Origin of the sequence: Streptococcus sp. HMSC072D05 (assembly GCF_001815805.1) — a bacterium.
Lineage (GTDB): Bacteria > Bacillota > Bacilli > Lactobacillales > Streptococcaceae > Streptococcus.
The window spans coordinates 2264-24665 of sequence record NZ_KV822011.1 but is presented as its reverse complement, the minus strand read 5'-3'; the positions used below and the strand labels follow the sequence as shown (position 1 = coordinate 24665).

Sequence of the window (22402 nt, the reverse complement as noted above, 5' to 3'; positions counted from 1 at the left end):
TTTCATGTAGCCTGCTAGACAAACCAAGTCAATCTGGTGTTCTTCCAAGAGTTCGACAAGTGCTGCTTCGTAGTCTTCCTTGTTGTCAAACTCCTTGAGTTCAAAAGCATAGGACAGGACGCCGAGCTTGTCTGCACGTTCCAGCACATAGGCATCACGATGGTCTGAAAAAACAAACTCCACTGGAAATTCTTCGGCAATCACCTGAAAATTTGAGCCGTTACCAGAGGCAAAAACCGCTATTTTTTTCATTTGATGATGACACTTTCGTTTTCTTTCTTAACGATGCGACCAATTTCATAGACTGGTTCATCCAGTAATTCCTTGACTCGACCTACATTTTCAGGGCTAACTGCCAACATGAGGCCAATACCCATATTGAAGATTTCAAACATTTCCTCATGCTTGATTTCACCGTATTTTTCAAGGGCTTTGAAAATCGGAAGCACTGGAACTTTGCTTTCCTCAATCTCTGCAGCTAGATCATCTGCAAACATGCGAGGGACATTTTCGATAAATCCACCACCTGTGATGTGGGCAATACCGTTGACCAACTCTTCCTTGATAAGTGGCAAGACAGCCTTGACATAGATACGAGTCGGCTCAAGAAGAACTTCCTTGAGTTTCTTGCCTTCCAATTCTGGCAAGACTTCCTCACCTGTGTAGTTCGCAAAGACACGACGGACAAGTGAGTAACCATTGGAGTGAATCCCACTCGAAGCAAGTCCGAGAAGAATATCTCCCTCTGCTACCTTTGAACCGTCAATGATTTGAGATTTTTCAGCTACGCCGACCGCAAATCCAGCCAAGTCGTAGTCATCTTCGCCATACATACCAGGCATTTCAGCCGTTTCACCACCGATGAGGGCAGCACCTGCCTGCACACAACCTTCTGCCACACCAGCAACTACTTGTTCTAGCTTAGCTGGTTCATTTTTACCAGTCGCGACATAGTCAAGGAAGTAAAGAGGTTCCGCACCTGCAGCGATGATATCGTTGACACACATGGCTACACAGTCCTGCCCAATCGTATCATGCTTATCATACTTGATAGCCAGCATGAGCTTGGTTCCGACACCGTCAGTCCCTGAAATCAAGACCGGTTCTTTGACTCCTGTTTTTGAGAGGTCAAACATGCCACCAAAGCCACCAAGAGCTCCCATGACACCCGCACGCTCCGTGCGAGCCACATGCTTTTTGATCCGCTCAACAACTTCATAACCCGCTTCAACATCTACACCCGACTGGGCATACGCATTTTTATTTGTCATCTTCTCTTCCTTTCCTTTCATGGAGAGTCTTTATCCGTCTATTTGTAAAAACTGGTCTTATCCCCCAAGCTTCTACGATATTCTTCCTCATAGTCGTAGAGAGGAGTTGGGTAGTCTCCATCAAAATAAGCGACACAGAGACCACCGTTCGGCGCATCTGTTTCGATGCCGATAGAATCAATCAAGCCATCAATCGAAAGATAGGTCAGGCTATCCGCACCAATGATTTGACAGGTTTCTTCTACCGTATGATTGGCCGCAATCAACTCCTGACGCGTCTGGATATCAATCCCGTAGAAACATGGATAAGCCAGCGCTGGACTACCAATGGCAACGTGAACTTCAGACGCACCCGCTTCTTTCAAGAGCTGAACGATACGGCGAGAGGTTGTCCCGCGAACAATGGAGTCATCAATCATCACCACGCGTTTGCCTTTGACAACACCAGAAACGGCTGATAGCTTCATCCGAACTCCTTGCTCCCGCAATTCTTGAGTCGGTTGGATAAAGGTGCGTTGGGTGTATTGGTTTTTGATGAGACCCATTTCATTTGGCAGACCAGATTCTTCCGCAAATCCCATGGCTGCGCTGAGTGAAGAATTGGGCACACCGACTACGATATCCGCCTCATGCTTGAATTCACGCGCTAGTTGCGCTCCCATTCTCTTACGGGCCGTATGGACATTGACACCATGGATATTGGAGTCAGGGCGGGCAAAGTAGATATACTCCATAGAGCAAATCGCCAACTGGGTATCATTCGTATAGCTATCATACTGAATCCCATTATCATCGATAATGACAATTTCCCCTGGCTTCACATCACGAATCCACTCTGCTCTGATGACTTCAAAGGCACAAGTTTCTGACGAAACCACCACCGCTCCGTTGGCCATTTTCCCGATAGAAAGGGGACGGAAACCATTAGGGTCAAGGGCTGCAATCAACTTATCCTCAAACATCAAGATGTAGGCGAAGCCACCTTTGACAAGACTAAGCGCTTCTTTGATTTTCCCCATCAAGTTCGGATTGTGACTCCGACGAATGAGGTGAGCCAAGATTTCCGAGTCCGAAGTTGAACTGAAAATAGCTCCTCTTTGCTCTAGTTCTTTCTTGAGAGATTCTGCATTGGTCAGATTCCCATTATGAGCCAAGCCAAACTGCATATCATGAAAGCGGAAGAGAAAGGGCTGGATGTTATCCACAGAAGCTTCGCCAGCTGTTGCATAACGCACATGTCCGATGGCAGCCGTTCCTGTCAGTTTGTCCAAATTAGCTGGATTTCTGAACACTTCTGATAAAAGCCCCATATCACGATGACGCTTCAAGTTCCCCTGGTCATTGGAGAGGATTCCTGCCCCCTCCTGACCACGGTGCTGAAGACTGTGGAGCCCGAAATAGGTCAATTGGGCAGCATCTGGATGGCCCCAGATACCAAAAACACCACATTCTTCATTAAGAGATTTTACTTCGTATGTCATTTTTTATACCTAATTTTTATTTATGTATCATTCCTTTAGTAGAGTCGAATGATACGGTAGAAGTTCGTTTCACTCGCAAAATAAAGCATTTGCAATCAACACGAACTAGATCTACACGACTTTTACATTACGGATACTATCTATTAGAAAATCTGCAAATCTTATTTTCCAGTAAAGTATTTAACCGCCGACGCGAACAGGTGCTGGTCTTTATTTCCTGGGATGTTTTGGAAGAGACCGTCTTCATAACGTTCTGAGTGTCCCATTTTACCGATGATTTGGCCGTCCTTGCTAGTAATTCCTTCGATGGCATTTACAGAACCATTCGGATTGTACTTAGAATCCATACTTGGTTTGCCGTCAAAGTCAACGTATTGGCTGAAAATTTGGCCATTGTCGCAGAGCTCCGCAAATTCCTCGGCCGTCACAACAAACTTCCCTTCACCGTGCGATACTGGGATGGCATGGATATCGCCCACTTGCACTCCAGCCAACCATGGCGAGTTAGTATTGGCAATCCGAGTTTCCACCATCTTAGCCACGTGTTGGTTGGCATCATTGTAGAAAAGGGTTGGGCTAGTGCTACTTGCATCTTCAAAGTTACCATATGGAAGAAGACCTGATTTGACCAAGGCCTGGAACCCATTACAGATACCGATAATCAAGCCACCACGAGCAATAAAGCTATCAATGGCCGCACGCACTTTTTCATTAAGAAGGATATTTACAATAAACTTAGCTGACCCATCCGGCTCATCCGCAGCTGAGAAACCACCCGCAAAGAAGAGAATGTTAGCCTTGCCGATGTTGTCAACCATGGTTTCAACTGACTTGACAATGGCTTCTTCATTCAAGGTTACAAATGGCACCAAGTTGACTTCTGCACCTTCTTTTTCAAAAGCTTTTGCTGAATCATATTCCGAGTTGGTTCCTGGGAAGACTGGGATGTAAACCACTGGTTTTTCAATAGTTTCTTTAGCTTTAATTACAGCATCTGATGCCACAGCTGGTACTTCAGCCAATTCTTTTGCTTGGGCAAATTCAGTTGGGTAAACTTCTTCCAGTTTGCCTTGGAAGGCACTGTCAAGTTTCTGTCCATCTAACTTCACACCGTTGACAAGGAGTGTAAAGTCTGCTTTCGTTTGTCCAATCTTCTCTACTCCAGCGATTTCTTCAGGAGATGTGAAAACAAATCCACCCAATTGAGCTGTCAAGGCTGTTTCAAGTTCAGGCAAGGTCACCTCTGCACCGATATGATTTCCAAAGGTAGCAAGAGCCAAGCTTTCAAGGACACCACCATATTTGACAGCTGATGCAGATGTTACTTTGTGGTCAGCTAGGATGGCTTCAAACTGAGAAAAGTTAGACTTAATCAAGTCAAAATCAATCTCTTGTGCCAAGGATTGACCTGGGATGTAGTAGATGTTTTCACCAGCAGTCTTGAACTCAGGAGAAAGTACCTTACGGCTATCTGCTGTTGTCACCCCAAAGGCAACCAAGGTTGGCGGTACAGTCAATTCTTCAAAGGTACCAGACATAGAGTCCTTACCACCGATAGATGGCAAGCCAAGTTGGATTTGTGCTTCGATAGAGCCTAGAAGAGCTGCTACTGGCTGACCAAAACGCTCAGCTTGTTTGTCCATCCGCTCAAAATACTCTTGGTAAGAGAAACGAGCCTTAGACCAGTTGGCACCAGTAGCCACCAAACGAGCTGTCGCTTCGATAACTGCATAGGCAGCCCCGTGATATGGAGACCATTCTGCTAGATAAGGGTTGAACCCTTGAGCCATGACAGACGCAGTATGAGTCACGCCGTGTTGAACTGGCAATTTCTGCACAGATGCCTCAGTTGGCGTGAGTTGGTAGCGACCACCAAGTGGGTGGTTAACCGTTGAACGACCGACCGAGCAGTCAAAGATGGTCTGCAAGCCTTTTTGACTCGCATGGTTGAGGTCAGATAGAACTGCAAGAGTATCCGCTTCAAGGGTTTCAGCACTTGTCTTGCGCTCTTCTGGAAGCTTGACATCCTTGTCCACAACCTTGGCATCGACAACGACACGCACACCATTGGTATCAAGGAAACGGCGTTCCAAGTCCACGATTGTCTCACCATTCCAGTGCATGACAAGATTTGGTTTTTCAGTCACTGTCGCAACCACAACAGCGTCAATATTTTCTTTGTTACATTCCGCAACGAAGGCATCTACATCCTCAGGACGAACCACCACAGCCATCCGTTCTTGTGATTCAGAAATAGCAATTTCTGTACCGTTCAAACCTTGGTATTTAAGAGGCACCTTATTGAGGTCGATTTCAAGACCATCTGCCAATTCACCGATGGCTACACAGACACCACCAGCTCCAAAGTCATTGGACTTCTTGATAAGACGAGTGACAGCGCCATTACGGAAAAGACGTTGAATCTTGCGTTCTTCGATAGCATTCCCTTTTTGAACCTCAGCACCGGCAGTCTCTACAGACTCAACTGTTTGAACCTTAGAAGATCCCGTTGCACCACCGACACCATCACGTCCAGTCTTACCACCGAGCAAGATAATCACATCGCCGGCTTCCGGTTTTTCACGGACTACATTTTCCTTAGGAGCAGCACCAACAACGGCACCTAGCTCCATGCGTTTAGCTACAAAGCCTGGGTGGAAGTACTCACGAACGTAAGTCGTCGCCAGACCAATTTGGTTACCATACGAAGAATAACCATGAGCCGCTGTCTTAGAAATGACCTGTTGTGGCAGTTTCCCAGCACGCGTTTCCGAAATCGGTGCGGTAATATCTCCAGCACCTGAGATACGCATAGCTTGGTAAACATATGAGCGACCTGACAGCGGGTCGCGAATGGCTCCACCAATACAAGTAGCCGCTCCACCAAATGGTTCAATTTCCGTTGGGTGGTTGTGGGTTTCGTTTTTGAACATAAGGAGCCAAGGTTCCTTGACACCATCAACGTCCACTTCGATTTCAACCGAGCATGCATTGATTTCGTCAGACACTTCCATATCGTCCAAACGACCATTAGCACGCTCATAACGACCAAAAATAGTCGCCATATCCATTAAGGTTTGTGGTTTCTCCGAACGTCCCAACTCATCACGCATGGCAATATACTTGTCATAAGTCGCCTGCAATTGCTTTTGGAATTTAGAAGCTGAGAAGTCAATCTGTTTCAACTCGGTCTCAAAAGTCGTGTGACGGCAGTGATCAGACCAGTAAGTGTCCAAGACCTTGAGCTCTGTTTCCGTCGGCACACGCCCGATTGACTTGAAATAATCTTGGATAAAGAGCAAATCATCCACTTCCATGGCCATCCCTTGCTCGGCCTTGTAGCGAGCAAAGTCTTCTGCTGTATAGCTTTCAAAGAAGGTCAATTTAGGAATGGTCTTGTCTGACTCAGAAAATTCCTGCTTGGCAATGCCTGTCGTGATGTCCTTAAAACGAGAATCCACTGGATTGAGCAGGTAGTTCTTGACCGCTTCCAACTCAGTCACATCAATATCTTTATTAACCAAGTACAATTGTGCTGTGTTGACCGTCACGTCACTCGAACTTCCCAGCAAAAGCAAGGCTTCCTGTGAAGAAGCTGCACGCTGGTCAAACTGTCCTGGCAAACTTTCAATGGCAAAGAAAGCATAATTGGCAAGATCCGCCTGCACAGCCGCTTCATCCAATACATGGTCTGTCACCTGCTCAGAGAAGATATGCTTCTCGGCGGGCGTAAACAAATCCTCTGACAAGCCAAAAACATCATAAACCTGCACGATTCGAATACTTTTTAAAGTTGACAATCCCAAGTTGTGCTGGAGCTCTCTCACCAAACTCTCTGACTTGACCTGAAAATCAGCCTTTTTTTCAACAAAAATACGTTTATTCATCAATTCTTATTCCTTTATTTCAGCTTTTGCAACGTTCACAAATGACCTTGAAGGTGCTATTTTAAACCCTGCAACTTTTCCCAGACAATCTCGTAAACATCAGTTAGTTCTCCCAATCCCCTACGGAAAACGTCCTTATCCATGTGGTTGCCATCTGCATCCCACAAACGGCAGTTATCTGGTGAAAATTCGTCTGCTAAGATAATCTTACCATCCTTGTCAAAACCGAACTCTAGCTTAAAGTCAATCAATTTAAGACCAATCTCAGCAAACCAAGCTTTCAAGAGCTCATTGATACGACGGGTTTCTTCCTTCAAGTAAGCAATCTGCTGGTCATCCGCAATTTTAAGGAATTTCACATGCTCGTCATTGATAAAGGGATCATCCAAATCATCATTTTTATAGTAAAATTCGACAATCGGAGTCTCAAATGCAATACCTTCTTCTACGCCAAAACGTTTTGAAAAGGAACCAGCCGTGTAGTTGCGGAGCACAACTTCCAAAGGAATAATCTCAACTTTTTTATTGAGCTGTTCCGTGTCTGAAAGTTTCTCCACAAAGTGAGTTGCTACACCAGCCGCATTTAATTTCTCAAAAATAAAAGATGAAATCTGATTATTCAAGACTCCCTTGCCCGCAATCTGCTCCTTCTTGACACCGTTGAAGGCAGTTGCCTGGTCCTTGTAAGTTGAAATAATGAGATTTTCATCCTCAGTTGTATAGATATCCTTGGCTTTTCCCGAATAGATCAGTTGTTTTGACATTTTAAAGTTCGCCTTTCGTTTTACTTGAGCACATTCTACCACAAAAGCATGAAAAATTCAAGGTTTTTACGAATAAATAACGTTTTTCTGTTTTAAGCGTAAAGAAAAACTGCAAGATGAACTCTTCTTACAGTTTTAAAATCATTTATCCTCTGAAAAACACGAATATTACCCTTTATTCAAAAATTGATCCCAAAAATAACGGAGATAGCTTTTCTTTCCCGTAATCATCTGCAGGCGGCCTTCTAAACCATAGCGAAGTGTTGCAGCCTGCTCAGAAGTCAGATGGGTCTCCGCCTCAATTTTAAAGAAATTTCCTTGTTCAGTCTTTGTAGCTGTCGCATCGATACTTGTAATCGTGGAATCCAGGAAAATTTGATTCTTCGCATCATTAGTCGTAGTATAACGGACAGAGTCCCCAATCTTGACTCTAGCAACATCTTTTGAACTGAGATAAGCTGTGAGTTTGGTTTTCCCTTCTTTTTCCAAGGATGGGTAGAGTTGGGCTAGCAGGGTTCCTTCTGCGACCATGGTAGAATCACTGGTTTCAGGATTAAGGTGAAGCACCCCATCCTCACTTGCTGTAATCTTCCCCTTATCGAGGAGACCTCCCTGGACTTTCTTACCCGACTCTGCTTCTAAAATTTTCTGATCCAAAAGAGTTAATTCCTGGCCAACTTTGACTAAGTGCTGAGACTTGAGCGATTCCAGTTGACTATCCAGTCCCGTTGCGTGGGCCTGCTGAGCTCCAGAACCCGCATACTGTACACGATACGTAGCTAGACTGGACTCTAGCTGGGCAATTTGTGCATCCACTTGCGCAATAACTTGCGATTTAGCTTGCGGATCTTCTTCACCTTGATTTTTATAGGTCTGATAAAAAGAGTAGGCTGGATTCTGACTATCCAGTTGATCTCCCTTTTCAATCGCTGACTTAGCTGTTTTGTAGTCTCGAATTTTATCCTCTGTTTGACTGATAAGATTGCCAATCTCGGCCTGGCTCTGACTTGCTGCCGCATTTTGAGAGGAGATGCTGGCATTTTGCTGAGAAACATTACTCCTAAGACTACTAGCTTGGCTGAGATAGTCTCGAAACATCTCCTGATAACCAAACTTATCCGCCTCTGGAAATTGATCACTCCCCTCTTTCAAACTGGATTGCAAATATCCCAACTGCTTTTTTTGATCCTTTAACATCTCCAATTGACTGGCGTATGCTTCAGCTTGAACAGCTTCCGCCCCTTGCTGGTACTGAACGAGTAGATCCCCCTGCTTGACCAACTTGTTCTCTTCCAGATAATTTGCCACAATCCGTTGATTGCTAGTCGACTGGATATTGGCAATGACCCGACTAGGTTCGACAGTTGCTCTGGTAGACAAACTCATCTCCTTCTCTGCAAAAACTGAAAATCCTAGTAAAAACACGAACAGAAGTGACATAGGTAAAATCACCCTACTGGAAAAATTATGGTAACGACGATTATAAAACTCCGCACTTTCTAAAAATTCTGGTTTCATCTTCTCCTCTTTCTAGCTATTGACCAAATGGGCGTAAAATTCACCTCGGGCAAGCAAGTCTGCATGGTTGCCTTCTTCGACAATCTTGCCCTGATCCAAAACAACAACCTTTTCTGTTCGCTCAGCGATGGTCAAGCGATGGGCGATGAAAATCAAGGTCTTATCCAAAGCCATGAGATTATCCACAATCCGCTTCTCTGTCAAGATATCCAGACTGCTGGTCGCCTCGTCCAATATCAGAACAGGCGCATCCGTTAAAAGAGCACGCGCCAAAGCGATTCGTTGTCGTTGCCCCCCAGAAATACCTGCCCCATCCGAAGTCAATTCTGTCTGATAATTCAGTGGCATGCGCTCGATATCCTCCCGAATCTCTGCCAATTCAACTGCCCGTAAGATATCCTCCTGAGTCGTCCCCTCCTTGGCTCCAAGGAGCAGATTCTCCAAAATCGTTCCGTTAAAGACATAGGGCTGTTGAGGCAGATAGTTGATGTACTGGCGCAGGGCCTTTTTATCAATCTGATTAAGATTGACACCGCCCAGACTAATCTCTCCCTGACTTGGATCGTAGAAATTAACCATCATCTTGGCTAAGGTGGTCTTACCCGAACCTGAAATCCCCACGAAAGCCATCTTAGACCCTTGCGGAATAGTCAAATTGATATCCGACAAGACATCACGACCATAGCCATACTTATAGTGAACTTGCTTGAAGGTCATTTCTCCCTTCATCATACTCAGATCTTCTACCGTTTTCTTCTCCTCAAACTCCGAAGCTACTAGATACACCTCATTTAGACGGTTATTGGCGACCTGCGCTGTCTGAAGTTTGGTTTGTAGGTTGATGATATTTTCCAAGGGATTGGTAAAGTAAACAAGCAAGGTATTATAGGTAATCAGCTGGCCCAAACTCATTTTCCCATCCATAACAAGAATGGCTCCTAGCCAGAGAACGGCAACATTGAGCAGGAGCTGGGCAACTTTTTTCAGTGCCTTTTGCTGGCTTTCTGCCCGACTATAGGTAAAGGATTTTTTCAGATAAGCCACAAATTCCTTATCAATCTTTTGATAGCGTAAGCTTTCACTGGTCAAAGATTTAATAGTCTCAATACCGTTGATGTCCTCGATAATAGAAGAAGACAGAACCGCATTGGCTTCCATAGTGTCCCGATTCATCTTTTCAAAAGGCTTCATAAAGGCAAAGATAATCGCTGTATAAATGGGAAGTGCAAGCAGACTAATGAAAAAGAGCGTGATGTTCTGTGAAAATAGCACGAGCGAGATAATCAAAATCGTCGACACATCTAGGAAAATCGACAGAATGGTCGAAGCCAGCGCGTCGATGATACTGTTGGCATCTGTAAAACGAGACACGATTTCTCCTGTCCTGCGTGTCGCAAAAAAGGACATTGGCAGGTGAAAAACATGCTTGATGTAGGACAAAATCACATCAATTGACAGGCGTTGCCCCAGAACAAGTAAGAGGTATTCTTGCGCATAAGACAAAATCTGCTGGAGGATATAGACGATGACTAGTCCTATTGAGATAATGCCCAAGGTCGAACGCATCTGGTCTGGTACGTAACTGTCAATGATAGACTGCAGATAATAAGAGCCCACGATATTAATCAGGGTTACCAAGAGTGTTGCCAAAACGATATTAGCAATCAAACCCCGCTGTTTGAGCAAGATTGGAAAGAAGGATAGGAGTCCCTGTTTTTTCTCCTTATGGGGTTTATAGTCTGGAGACGGAGCCATAAAGAGACTGACTCCTGTCCATTCTTGCGCAAATCGCTCACGGGAAATCTTGGTCAGCTTGACACCAGGATCCGGATCAGCGATATGAATATGCTTTTTATCCTGACCTGTTACCACATAGTAGTGGAGCAATTTCCCTTCCTTGAGCACATGGGCCACAAAGGGAAAGGTCAAATCTGGCAAATCAAAGAGCGTCATATCCGCCTTGATAGCCCGCGTCTCAAACCCAATCTCCTCTGCCACCTTTACAAGTCCCAAAGCGGTCGTCCCATCCATGGTCGTCTTGGCTAACTCTCGTAGATGAGCCAAGGAATAATAACTACCATAGTAGCCAAATACCATGGCCAAGGAAGCCACGCCACAATCCATCTGATCCACTTGGGGACGATAGTGCCTTTTCCCAAATTTCATATCCATCTCCTTTTTTCTAATAATCTCTTAAAACTTTGTAAGATTATTTTAACCAAACAAGGACGAAATAAGGGAATTATTTCTGAAAAAACAATATCCTCACCTGAACAGCACTTTTACCAAAGAAAATAGGCAGAACAAGAGTCCTGCCTAGAACATTCAATTACACAGATTTCTTACCTTTCCCACTTCTTTTGTGAATGGCGTATAAAACGATAAACGCAAACACCGGGGGTACCATATAACTACTTTCACTCATTGTTAGCTGAAATCCAAGAGTTGCTAGAATCGTAAAGATGAAAATATTCATTAAAAATAGGAAAATAATATAGTAGAAAATATTTTACAATCCTAATCATTCTATTCTCCTTTTCTTTCTCCTTGGCCCCGATACAGTAAAATAAATACCACTAAAAACAAGGAGATCGTAGGTATATCAAAAGATTCAAACCATGTAGGTAGATTTATTTTGTTTACATCAGCTACGATTCTAATAATTAGATAAGCTATCGAGCTAAATAATACAGTGGTCTCTAGCCAAGCTTTTCCTAGTAATTGAACAACTTTCATCTCAAACTCCGATCTGATGGTTCATCAATTTCCAATCGTACTTTCTTTTGTTTTGTACTTGTATCCTAGATAAAACAGACCAAGTAGAATTGGATAGGTTTCTGGATAAAACAAGGTATTGATCGGATTTTTCATAATCATATACGTTGCGATATAAAGAATAATCGATACGACAAAATACCCCTCAGCAAATCCTAATAAGATTTTTTTCATAGCAGACTCCTATTTACCTGAAAAGAGTGCTCGAGTTGTTAAAATAGCTCCACCTGTATATACAAAACCTTTTACAAAACCAACTGCCACAGGGATAAGAAGGGGAAAGGCTCCCCCTTGAATTTCCTGCAAGTCCGTATCAGTCATTGTTTCAAATTTTAAAATAGATTTTTCCATATCATCTCCTCCTTCTATTACCATCTACTCGTCACATAATTATAACCTGCAATTCCTGCTGCAGTAATTCCACCAGCAATTTTAGCTGCTGTCACAGGATTAGCAATCACCCAAGCTACAATCGGCCATGCTCCCCCATCCACATCCGTCAATTCTTCTTCTGTAAGAGCTACAAAGTTCTGTTCCATGTTGTCAAAGTTTGTCATTTGTTTTCTCCTTATTTTTTCTATATATTTAATCTTTAACCTCTAAGCCACTTAAATAGCCGGATTGGGTAAATTACTGAAATCATTTTCTTCTCTCCTTCCTTTTCTTCTCACTTATCTATTCGAGAAGTAATTTAAAATGAACAGGTAAATTTCATTTATTTTAAATACCATTTGATCAACCATGGCAATAAGATTGGTAAATACATCGCGTAATCTCCTTCCCTTTTTCCTTACCTATCTATTCGAAAAACAATTCGAAAATGAACAATTCATTCATTTTTATTTTAAAAACCAATTAATAAACCACGGATAAAAATCGGTCACATACATAAACGTTCCTCCTTTTTCTTTCTCATCTCTTTATTCGCAATTTCTACTAAAAGTTTCTCTTTTTTCCGCAAATAAAAAAACAACATGACTTGCATGTTGCTTTTGGCTATTTTTTATCTTTAATAATTGCTACTACATCCGCTACACTTTGAAGTTGATCGATTTCCTCATCAGTGATTTCGATACCAAATTCATCTTCTAGTGTCAAGACGAACTCCATCAAGTCCACTGAGTCTGCATCGAGATCGTCTTTCAAACTCAAGGCTTCTGTCACGACGAAGTCTGCTCCCTGTCTTTCTTGGATAATGGTCACAATACGGTCAAAAATTTCTTTTTCTGTCATCTTTTTTATTCTCCTGAAAATTCACGCGCAGTCTGAGCAACTACGTCTGTTTCTAGCATGGTACGAATCTGACGAATCGTACTGTACACAGCCTTGGCATCACTTGAGCCATGAGTTTTTACAACTGGCGCCTTAACACCAAACAAAACTGCTCCTCCAACATCTGAATAGTTAAGCTGTGTCTTCAACCCCCTAAGACTATCCTTAAGAAGTAGAGCACCTAGCTTCGCTCGAAGGCCACCACCCGTAATAGCATTTTTAAGTAAGCCCATGATTCCCAAAGCTGTACCTTCGATGGATTTGAGAACAGCGTTTCCCGTGAAACCATCTGTTACGACAACATCCGCAACGCCATTCATCAGATCACGCGCTTCCACGTTTCCGATAAAGTTCAAACTTTCATCAGCTACTAGCAAGTCATAAGTTTCCTTACGAAGCGGATCTCCCTTGCTACTTTCTGTTCCGTTGTTGAGCAAACCAACACGTGGTTTTGCAATCCCACGAACATTTTTAGCATAAAAGGAGCCAAGAACAGCGTATTGGTGCAGATGATGGGCTGTATTTTCTGCATTGGCTCCAAGGTCTAGCATGTCAAACCCTTTTCCATCGATGGTCGGCAAGGTCGACATGAGTCCTGGACGATCGATATTTTTGATACGACCCACAATAAAGAATCCTGCAGCCAACAAGGCACCTGTGTTCCCAGCTGAGAGGACAGCGTCTGCTTCTCCCTCCTTGACTGCCTTGGCTGCTAATACCATGCTGGCATTTTTCTTCTTACGGATAGCTTTTGTCGGCTCATCGTCTGAGTTGATTTTCTCATCCGTATGGATAATGCTGACACGCTCTGTCGCCGTTAGATATTGCTTAATCTTACTTTCATCTCCATAGAGTTGAACCTCAATATCTGAAAAGTCAGTAAGGGCTTGGTTGACACCCTCAACGATGGCTTGAGGTGCATAATCGCCCCCCATAGCATCTACTGCAATTTTTTTCATTTGTCTTCCTCTTTTAGTAATTGTCCCCAGTCTGCTAGGGAATCAATAAATTTCTTTGATTTTAGGTGAATCCCAACGTACTCTTCGTAGAGTTGATCCATAAATTGGCGTAGCTCTTGCTTGATTTCTGCCTTAAGCGAAATGGTCTCCAAGGTTTCAAAATCAATGGCTTGAAATTGATTGAGCAGATAAGGAATGTTGGGATTCAGATGGCAACGTTTCTCGTCCTCATGGTAATGGTCTGGACAGAGGCAGGCTCCATATTTGAAAGAAAAGTCAAAGGCCTGACCAACCCGATGGCAAAAGACACACTCATTAAAATTAAGGCTAATCCCAAATCGGTTCAAGATTTGAATTTCAAAAATATTGGTCAAAACCTGATAATCTAAACCCTCTTCCATCAACTCTAGAGTCTTTCTCAAGAAGGCAAACAAGGGAGCATCCTGCTGATTATCCTGCAAACTAGCATCTGCAAGAGCCGCCACATAAGTCGCATAAGCCATGACAAAGAGGTCGCTATTGATTTTGGGAAAGGTCATCACCTCATGGTAGTCCTCGATGTAGCTAAGGCCGTCATCATTGATTCGCAAGAGAAATCGTGCCAACACCAAGGGCTGAATAACAGGAGCTAGTTTGGATTGACCAGCGTGTTTGACGAAAAACATGCGCTTCCCAGCCTGCTCGGTGAAGATTTTGACGAGCTTATCATCCTCCCGAAAGTTACGATTGTAGAGTACGAGACCTTGACTCGTTATAGACTGGATCATGCTTCTCTCATGTACTCCTCAAGTCGTTTCATGGCCTCCCTGATTGTTTCCATGCTGGCTGCATAAGAAATGCGAACATAGCCTTCTCCGTAACGCCCAAAGGCAGCACCAGGGATAAAGGCAACAGCCTTCTTCTGGGCAAAATCCTTGAGAAAAGCAAAGGAGTCTTGATTGTAACCTGCTGGAATCTTAGCAAAGATATAGAAGGCACCGTCTGGTTTGATAATCTCAAAACCAAGAGCAGTCATCTTTTCGATGATATAATCTCGACGCTGGATGTATTCCTTCTTCATAGGCTCTGCGTCGTTTTTACCAGCGGTCAAGGCTTCTACTGCAGCATGTTGGGCCATGGTGTTTGCCGCAGTAACCAAATATTGGTGACTCTTGATTAACTGAGCTGTGAAAGCTGCAGGAGCAAAGATAAAGCCTAAACGCCAACCAGTCATGGCATGGGACTTAGATAAGCCATTGATAATAATAGCTTGATCTCTCAGCATAGTTCCCAATGATACATGATTTTCCCCTGTATAGGTCAATTCTGAATAGACCTCATCACAAACAACGAAAATTTCATACTTGCCTAAAACGTCTGCCAAGGCTTCCAACTGCTCTCGACTATAGGTAATTCCAGTTGGATTGGCTGGATAGTTGAGAATGACTGCCTTAAGCTTATCTCCCTGCTCCAAAATTGCCTTTTCCAACATTTCAGGAGTCAAGACAAAACCATTTTCAGTTGTATCAATCTCGACAATCTCTGCCCCAACTAGGTTGACAATCGGCTCATAGCCTGGATAGGCAGGAGCTGGCAAGAGTACCTTGTCTCCTTCTTCTAAGATAGCTGTCAAAGTAGCAGATAAAGCCTCTGTCGCTCCGATAGTAACCAAGATTTCATTTTCAGGATTGTAGTCCAACTGGTATTTTTCTTTTACAAAATCACTAGCTGCCTGGCGCAAGGTCAGTAAACCGCTCATCCCTGTATAGTAGGACTGGTTCTGGTCAATCGCTCGCTTGGCCGCCTCCTTGACATGATCTGGCGTTGTAAAGTCAGGCTCTCCCAAGGTCAAACGCAGAACTCCAGGGATCTCTGAAATGGCCTGATCAAACTGACGAATCAAGGACACTTGAATCTTATCTAATTGTTTATTAAAGCGCTTGGTTAAGTCCATAGATACCCCCTTACTTACAGAACATAGTACTATTATACTACAAAAGCTCCCTGACCGCAAAATTACATTTTGAGTTAATCCTTTCTGTTTTCTATTTTACTTTTCTGATGGATAAGCTTATAATAAAAAGTGCTTATTTTCGGAGGTTTATATGTCATTTTTATCAAAAAATGGAGCAGGCATCTTGGCCTGCCTTCTCATTTCTATCGTATCATGGTTTCTGGGAGGATTTTTCCCCGTCGTGGGTGCACCTGTCTTTGCAATTTTTGCTGGAATGCTCCTCCACCCCTGGCTCTCACCCTACAAACAACTAGACGCAGGTTTGACCTTTAGTTCCAAGAAATTGCTCCAGTATGCCGTTATCTTACTCGGTTTTGGTCTCAATATCTCGCAAGTCTTCGCAGTTGGACAATCTTCACTCCCCGTCATCCTTTCCACCATTTCGATTTCCTTAATCGTTGCCTACCTCTTCCAGCGTTTCTTTGCGCTAGACACAAAACTGGCTACCTTGATTGGAGTGGGTTCTTCTATCTGTGGTGGTTCTGCCATTGCTGCGACAGCACCCGTTATCCATGCCAAGGAAAAAGAAGTTGCCCAAGCCATCTCCGTTATCTTTTTCTTCAATGTCTTAGCAGCACTTATCTTTCCAACTCTAGGAACCTGGCTTCACCTATCCAATGATGGCTTCGCCCTCTTTGCAGGAACTGCAGTCAATGATACTTCTTCTGTAACGGCTACCGCCAGCTCCTGGGACAGTCTTTATCAGACCAATACCCTTGAGTCTGCAACTATTGTCAAACTCACGCGCACCTTAGCAATCATCCCCATCACGCTCTTTCTCTCCTACTGGCAAAGTCGCCAGCAAAAAAACAGCCAAGATTTCCAACTAAAAAAAGTCTTCCCACTTTTTATCCTTTATTTCATCTTAGCCTCTCTCTTAACGACTCTTCTCACCTCTCTCGGCGTGTCTAGTAGCTTCTTCACCCCTCTCAAACAACTCTCCAAATTCCTTATCATCATGGCCATGAGTGCCATCGGTCTCAAAACCAATCTGATTGCCATGGTCAAATCCAGCGGTAAATCCATTCTTCTTGGAGCCCTTTGCTGGATTGCCATCATCCTCACCAGTCTTGGCATGCAAGCATTGATTGGTACTTTATAAAATAAAAAGGTAGCCCATGGCTACCTTTTTATTGCTCAAGAATTAAGCGAGTATGTTCTCTCTTAATACAACGATTCATCACGATGTCATCGCATCCTCCAGCACGTAAGATTTCTTCCGCTTCTAGATTTTCAAGTCCCAGTTGTGCCCAAAAAATCTTAGCATCAGCCTTGAGAAAATCACGCGCCACATCTGGTAAAAACTCACTGCGACGGTAAACATTGACAATATCTACAGGAAAAGGAATCTCTTCTAGACTCGCATAAGCCTTTTCTCCCAAGATTTCCCCACCTGCAGCCTTGGGATTAACTGGAATGATTTTATAGCCCCGAGCTTGCATTTCCTTGGTCACTCGATTACTAGTTGTTTCCTCACGATCGGACAAACCCACTACCGCTAACGTTTTACTGGTTGTAAGATACTGACGGATCACACCATCACTTGGATTGATAAATTCTTGGCTCATAGAAATCCTCCTTTTTTCTCAGTATAGCATATTTTGAAAAGGCTTGCAGATTTTGACTATAAAAATCTCCTAGCAAGAAAAGAAACCTGCTAGGAGTTCTGTCTACTTCAAGTGAAAGATTAAATCTTTTTCTCAATACAAAATAGGGGAGAAAGAGGACGTTTTTCGTGGATACGGATAATGGCATCGCCAAGAAGATGAGCAATCGAAATTTGTTCAATCTTATCAATCAAACGCTCCTCTGGTAGGTAGATCGTATCCAAAACAACCAATTTCTTAATAGCTGATTTTTGGATATTGTCCATAGCTGGTCCTGAAAGAACTGGGTGCGTACAGCTTGCGTAAACCTCAACAGCACCTGCTTCAGCAAGAGCATCCGCCGCATGACAAATAGTTCCAGCTGTATCGATCATATCGTCAATCAAAATACAAGTCTTACCTTCTACCTTACCAATGATGTTCATCACTTCACTGGTATTCATCTTGTCTACACTACGGCGTTTGTCAATAATCGCAATCGGAGTTTTCAAAAACTCTGCCAATTTACGAGCACGAGTCACCCCACCATGGTCTGGGCTGACAACCACGTAGTCAGAGCCAACCATGCCACGACGTTCAAAATAGTCCGCAATCAAGGGAGCACCCATCAAGTGATCTACAGGAATATCAAAGAATCCCTGAATCTGTGCAGCGTGCAAATCAATCGTCAACAAACGATCTACCCCAGCAACTTCTAGCATGTTTGCAACGAGTTTTGCTGTGATTGGCTCACGCGCGCGCGCTTTTCTATCCTGACGTGCATAGCCATAGTAAGGCATAACAACATTGACAGATTCTGCACTAGCACGCTTCAATGCGTCCACCATAATCAAAATTTCAAGTAAATTATCATTTACAGGTGAACTAGTTGATTGTAGGATAAAGACGTGTTTCCCACGGATTGATTCTTCGATGTTGACCTGAATCTCTCCGTCTGAAAATTGGCGAACAGTCGATTTCCCCAACTCTATCCCAATTTCTTGCGCCACACGCTCTGCCAATTCTCTATTAGAAGAAAGGGCAAACAGCTTTAAATCAGAAAAAGACATGATTTCCTCCGGTATTTATGTATCACTTGTTTTTACACAACATTTTCCATCTACCATTGTAGCGCTTTTTCCTTTATTTTTCAATCAAAAATAAAACAAGAGTAAACATTTATACCCTTGTTTTATACTATTTTATATTAGCTATATTAAATCTGAAAATCCTACATTTTAACAATCGATTTTATGCTAGGATGAGATTTTTTCGAGGCAAAGTTAGTATACTTCTCTCATACTTCCTGTATCCACATCATAGACAGCACCTGAAATAACCACATCATCAGGAATCAGTGGAGATTCTCGAAGCAATTGCATATCCTCTCTCACACTCTCTTCCACATCCTGGAATGGTAAAAAATCTTGATCAGACACATCGACTCCGAGCTCGTGTTTCAAATGTTCATGAAAACTTTCATTTTGAAAGGTTTGAGCTCCACAATCTGTATGGTGAAGCACCACAATCTCTCTTGTCCCCATTTGTTGCTGGGAAATCACCAGTGAACGAATCATGTCCTCAGTTACTCGACCACCCGCATTCCGCAAGATATGAGCATCCCCAAGGGCCAAACCTAGAGCTTGCGCAACGTGTAGACGTGAGTCCATACAGGTCACGATAGCTACTCTGGTTTTGGGTTTAAGTGGCAGATTTAACTGCCCATGTAGGGCAACATAAGCCTGATTGGCTTGCATAAACTGTTCAAAATACGACACGATTCCCTCCTGAAAAATTTGATAATCAAATATTTCTCCTATCTTATCATTTTTAAGAGGATTTGTCACGGATTATGCAAAGACCTTTTTCAAAACTTCTTGAATCGTTGTCACACCAATGACTTCAATTTCCTTGGGTGGAGTGATTCCTGTCAAGGAATTCTTGGGTACATAAATCTTGGTAAAGCCCAGTTTTGCCGCTTCATTAATACGTTGTTCGATACGATTTACGCGCCGAATCTCTCCCGTCAAGCCCAACTCTCCTACAAAACATTCCTGAGGATTGGTTGGTTTATCCTTGTAACTCGAAGCAATGGCAACCGCAACAGCCAAGTCAATGGCAGGCTCATCCAATTTTACACCACCAGCCGATTTGAGATAGGCATCCTGATTTTGCAAGAGAAGCCCTGCACGTTTTTCCAAAACAGCCATAATCAGACTAGCGCGATTGAAATCAAGCCCTGTCGTCGTACGCTTAGCATTTCCAAACATAGTCGGTGTCACCAAGGCCTGCACTTCCGCAAGAATTGGACGTGTTCCTTCCATAGTCACCACGATGGACGAACCAGTCGCTCCATCCAAGCGTTCTTCCAAAAACACTTCACTAGGATTAAGAACTTCAACCAATCCGCCCGACTGCATCTCAAATATGCCAATCTCATTAGTGGAACCAAAACGGTTTTTGACTGCTCTCAAGATACGAAAGGTATGGTGACGTTCCCCTTCAAAGTAAAGCACGGTATCTACCATATGCTCCAGCATACGCGGACCAGCCAAGGTCCCTTCCTTGGTCACATGCCCTACGATAAAGATGGCAATGTTATTGGTCTTAGCCAGCTGCATAAGCTCAGCGGTCACCTCACGCACCTGAGACACAGACCCTTGCACCCCTGAAATCTCAGGAGACATAATCGTCTGGATAGAGTCGATGATGAGAAAATCTGGTTGGATGCGCTCCACCTCAGCCCTCACGCTCTGCATATTGGTCTCTGCATAGAGATAAAACTCACTATCAATATCCCCCAAGCGCTCTGCACGGAGTTTAATCTGCTGGGCAGACTCCTCCCCACTGACATAGAGAACCGTACCCACTTGAGATAGCTGGGTTGAAACTTGTAGGAGAAGGGTTGATTTCCCAATCCCAGGATCCCCACCGATGAGGACGAGACTTCCTGGTACCACTCCGCCTCCAAGCACACGGTTGAATTCCTCCATCTCCGTCTTGGTTCGATTGACATTGATGGAAGTCACCTCAGCCAGTTTCATAGGCTTGGTTTTTTCACCTGTCAAGGACACTCGTGCATTCTTGACCTCGGCAACCTCAACCTCTTCTACAAAAGAAGACCAAGACCCACAGTTAGGACAACGCCCTAGATACTTAGGTGAATTATATTCACAATTTTGACACACAAATGTCGCTTTTTTCTTTGCTATAATAATTCTCCTTTTACGGTTACTCCGAAAGAATGCCACTTATACAATGTATTTTGAAATTTATTCTGGTTGGCAACTCCGACAGCAGACAAATCGACAGAAACCTGATAATTCTCCTTGACAGCTGCCAAAACGGAAGCCTTGACACAGAAATTGCCATCTACCCCTATAAACTCTATGCTCTTAGCACCATTTCCCTCTAAAAAATCTTTTAAATCTGGATTAGTAAAGCAAGAAGCCCGACACTTCTCAAAGATACGAGAAGATACAACTAACAAGTTGGTCGCAAATTTCTTCTTTCTATCTTTTCTCTCCCAGAAAAAACGATTGAGAATATAGATAACTCGGTCGCTGGGATAAGTAGCAATTTTGTCATTTACAGCTGCAGTCAGTTCTTCATGATAGGCTTTTCCTACAGCAACATAATCTGACTGCATGTCTACAACTAATAAATAGTCTGCCATTTTATCCCTCTATTTCCCTGTCGATCCAAATCCACCAGTCCGCACGCCATCTGCCTCATCTCCATCTGCAATCAAGAAAGGAGCAAAGACAGCCTGAACCACACGTTCCCCAACTTCGAGAACCACTTCCTGATCAGTAATATTTTTCATCTGAGCAAAGATATGTCCTTCATTCCCTGGATTGCCATAATAGTCTCCGTCAATGACACCCACAGAGTTAATCAAGACCAAGCCTTTTTTACGAGGGTTTGAAGAACGGTCATAGAGATAGAGCACCTCTGTCGGTTGCATATAAGCCTTAACTCCTGTTGGGACCAATATAATCTCACCTGGCGCAATGACAGTTCGTTCGGCAACCTTTAAATCGTACCCAGCTGCATGAGCTGTCTCACGCTTAGGCAACAAATTTTCATCTGTAAAACTCGAAACCAATTCAAAACCACGAATTTTCATATTTTTCTCTTTTCTATAATCATTTATTCTAGGCTATTTTATCTTATTTATTCGAAAAAAGCACGAAAAAAGAGCACACAATTCACATCGCTTAGGGCTGCTGGATTCCTCCCCTGACCCGCTTCACGCAGAACTGTTGCTCCACTATTCATTATACCACATTCCCCTCTGTTTTTAAAGAGAAATTATTTTTTCCGTCGATTTCGGAAAAAGTCCTGCATAATCGCTGCACAGTCATCTTCCAAAATTCCCGTTTCTACCTCTACACGATGATTGAGACGCTCATCTGTCAAAATATCGTACAAGCTTCCAGCTGCACCAAATTTCTGGTTTTTAGCCCCGTAGACTACGTTTGGAATACGGGCAAGCCCAATCGCCCCGCTACACATGACACAAGGCTCAATGGTCACAAAAAGCGTACAATCCAGCAGTCGCCAACTCTCTTCACTCACATTCGCATTCTCTATAGCCATGATTTCTGCATGCATGACCGCCCGTTGCAACTCCTCGCGCGCATTATGCCCCCTACCAATGATTTCTCCATCCTTGACAATCACACAACCAATTGGAATTTCATCGTGTTCTAAGGCAATCTCAGCCTCTCTCAAAGCCTCTCTCATAAAGGCTTCTTTTTCTTCAACTGTATAATTCATCGTTCTTCTCTTTTCCTACTTGTCGATTTTATTATTATATCATGATTCTCAAGACAAAAAAAGCCACCGAATGCGGTGACTTAATAGGGAGATTATTATGAAAAAGAAAAGTTT

At 43.4% G+C, this 22402-nt stretch carries 23 protein-coding genes, 1 other RNA gene and 1 pseudogene; 1 reads left to right on the top strand and 24 read right to left on the bottom strand.

Annotated elements, in window-relative coordinates; translation table 11 throughout:
* The 16 genes and pseudogenes from HMPREF3057_RS03410 to HMPREF3057_RS03340 form a co-directional block, all read right to left on the bottom strand.
* A partial coding sequence (locus HMPREF3057_RS03410; RefSeq protein WP_306806722.1) for a phosphoribosylglycinamide formyltransferase occupies positions 1-252 on the bottom strand: 252 nt, incomplete at its 3' end.
* Positions 249-1271, bottom strand: a complete 1023-nt coding sequence (purM, locus tag HMPREF3057_RS03405; RefSeq protein WP_070696453.1) for a phosphoribosylformylglycinamidine cyclo-ligase — start codon at positions 1269-1271, stop codon at positions 249-251. The genes HMPREF3057_RS03410 and purM, both read right to left, overlap by 4 nt.
* Before the next feature lie 38 nt (positions 1272-1309).
* A complete protein-coding gene (purF, locus tag HMPREF3057_RS03400; RefSeq protein ID WP_070696368.1) occupies positions 1310-2752 on the bottom strand; it encodes an amidophosphoribosyltransferase in 1443 nt (480 codons plus the stop codon).
* 161 nt (positions 2753-2913) lie between these two features.
* The gene (locus tag HMPREF3057_RS03395; RefSeq protein WP_070696365.1) at positions 2914-6639 is read right to left on the bottom strand and encodes a phosphoribosylformylglycinamidine synthase; all 3726 of its coding nucleotides are present in this window, start codon (positions 6637-6639) and stop codon (positions 2914-2916) included.
* Between the two features lie 56 nt (positions 6640-6695).
* Positions 6696-7403, bottom strand: coding sequence for a phosphoribosylaminoimidazolesuccinocarboxamide synthase (purC, locus tag HMPREF3057_RS03390; protein ID WP_000043286.1), 708 nt, complete (start codon positions 7401-7403; stop codon positions 6696-6698).
* Positions 7404-7571: 168 nt separating this feature from the next.
* Entirely contained in the window at positions 7572-8921 is a 1350-nt protein-coding gene (gene comB / locus HMPREF3057_RS03385) for a competence pheromone export protein ComB (protein ID WP_070696362.1), read from the bottom strand.
* A gap of 12 nt (positions 8922-8933) precedes the next feature.
* Positions 8934-11087, bottom strand: a complete 2154-nt coding sequence (gene comA / locus HMPREF3057_RS03380) for a peptide cleavage/export ABC transporter ComA (protein WP_070696359.1) — start codon at positions 11085-11087, stop codon at positions 8934-8936.
* Positions 11088-11250: 163 nt separating this feature from the next.
* Positions 11251-11446, bottom strand: a pseudogene (locus tag HMPREF3057_RS10420) (hypothetical protein).
* Position 11447: 1 nt separating this feature from the next.
* The gene (locus HMPREF3057_RS10415) at positions 11448-11657 is read right to left on the bottom strand and encodes a bacteriocin immunity protein (protein WP_070696356.1); all 210 of its coding nucleotides are present in this window, start codon (positions 11655-11657) and stop codon (positions 11448-11450) included.
* Between the two features lie 24 nt (positions 11658-11681).
* The gene (locus HMPREF3057_RS03370) at positions 11682-11870 is read right to left on the bottom strand and encodes a hypothetical protein (protein WP_000722239.1); all 189 of its coding nucleotides are present in this window, start codon (positions 11868-11870) and stop codon (positions 11682-11684) included.
* Positions 11871-11879: 9 nt separating this feature from the next.
* Positions 11880-12047 carry a bacteriocin gene (locus HMPREF3057_RS03365; RefSeq protein ID WP_000415691.1) on the bottom strand — a complete coding sequence of 56 codons (168 nt, stop codon included), beginning with the start codon at positions 12045-12047 and terminating at the stop codon, positions 11880-11882.
* Positions 12048-12064: 17 nt separating this feature from the next.
* The gene (locus HMPREF3057_RS03360; protein ID WP_070696353.1) at positions 12065-12253 is read right to left on the bottom strand and encodes a class IIb bacteriocin, lactobin A/cerein 7B family; all 189 of its coding nucleotides are present in this window, start codon (positions 12251-12253) and stop codon (positions 12065-12067) included.
* 439 nt (positions 12254-12692) lie between these two features.
* Positions 12693-12929, bottom strand: a complete 237-nt coding sequence (locus HMPREF3057_RS03355) for an acyl carrier protein (protein ID WP_044020017.1) — start codon at positions 12927-12929, stop codon at positions 12693-12695.
* 5 nt (positions 12930-12934) lie between these two features.
* Positions 12935-13927, bottom strand: coding sequence for a phosphate acyltransferase PlsX (gene plsX, locus HMPREF3057_RS03350; protein WP_070696350.1), 993 nt, complete (start codon positions 13925-13927; stop codon positions 12935-12937).
* Positions 13924-14694, bottom strand: a complete 771-nt coding sequence (gene recO / locus HMPREF3057_RS03345; protein ID WP_070696347.1) for a DNA repair protein RecO — start codon at positions 14692-14694, stop codon at positions 13924-13926. Before recO ends, plsX begins: the two co-directional genes overlap by 4 nt.
* Positions 14691-15860, bottom strand: coding sequence for a pyridoxal phosphate-dependent aminotransferase (locus HMPREF3057_RS03340; RefSeq protein ID WP_049479245.1), 1170 nt, complete (start codon positions 15858-15860; stop codon positions 14691-14693). Before HMPREF3057_RS03340 ends, recO begins: the two co-directional genes overlap by 4 nt.
* A 151-nt stretch (positions 15861-16011) precedes the next feature.
* On the opposite strand from HMPREF3057_RS03340, the gene HMPREF3057_RS03335 reads away from it, so the two are divergent.
* A complete protein-coding gene (locus HMPREF3057_RS03335) occupies positions 16012-17022 on the top strand; it encodes a YeiH family protein (protein WP_000009151.1) in 1011 nt (336 codons plus the stop codon).
* 28 nt (positions 17023-17050) lie between these two features.
* Here the strand turns inward: HMPREF3057_RS03335 and HMPREF3057_RS03330 are convergent, their stop codons facing one another.
* The 8 genes from HMPREF3057_RS03330 to tadA form a co-directional block, all read right to left on the bottom strand.
* Positions 17051-17488 carry a CoA-binding protein gene (locus HMPREF3057_RS03330; protein WP_049490128.1) on the bottom strand — a complete coding sequence of 146 codons (438 nt, stop codon included), beginning with the start codon at positions 17486-17488 and terminating at the stop codon, positions 17051-17053.
* A 119-nt stretch (positions 17489-17607) separates the two neighbouring features.
* Positions 17608-18576, bottom strand: a complete 969-nt coding sequence (locus tag HMPREF3057_RS03325) for a ribose-phosphate diphosphokinase (protein WP_000010174.1) — start codon at positions 18574-18576, stop codon at positions 17608-17610.
* Positions 18577-18789: 213 nt separating this feature from the next.
* Entirely contained in the window at positions 18790-19284 is a 495-nt protein-coding gene (locus HMPREF3057_RS03320; protein WP_002876632.1) for a beta-class carbonic anhydrase, read from the bottom strand.
* 72 nt (positions 19285-19356) lie between these two features.
* Positions 19357-20694, bottom strand: a complete 1338-nt coding sequence (radA, locus tag HMPREF3057_RS03315; protein ID WP_257370755.1) for a DNA repair protein RadA — start codon at positions 20692-20694, stop codon at positions 19357-19359.
* A 20-nt stretch (positions 20695-20714) separates the two neighbouring features.
* Positions 20715-21182, bottom strand: a complete 468-nt coding sequence (locus HMPREF3057_RS03310; protein ID WP_000796430.1) for an isochorismatase family protein — start codon at positions 21180-21182, stop codon at positions 20715-20717.
* A 9-nt stretch (positions 21183-21191) separates the two neighbouring features.
* The gene (locus HMPREF3057_RS03305; RefSeq protein WP_000701976.1) at positions 21192-21635 is read right to left on the bottom strand and encodes a dUTP diphosphatase; all 444 of its coding nucleotides are present in this window, start codon (positions 21633-21635) and stop codon (positions 21192-21194) included.
* A 54-nt stretch (positions 21636-21689) separates the two neighbouring features.
* Positions 21690-21788, bottom strand: an RNA gene (gene ffs / locus HMPREF3057_RS03300) — signal recognition particle sRNA small type.
* 32 nt (positions 21789-21820) lie between these two features.
* Positions 21821-22288 carry a tRNA adenosine(34) deaminase TadA gene (gene tadA, locus HMPREF3057_RS03295; RefSeq protein WP_001110101.1) on the bottom strand — a complete coding sequence of 156 codons (468 nt, stop codon included), beginning with the start codon at positions 22286-22288 and terminating at the stop codon, positions 21821-21823.
* Between the last annotated feature and the right edge of the window lie 114 nt (positions 22289-22402).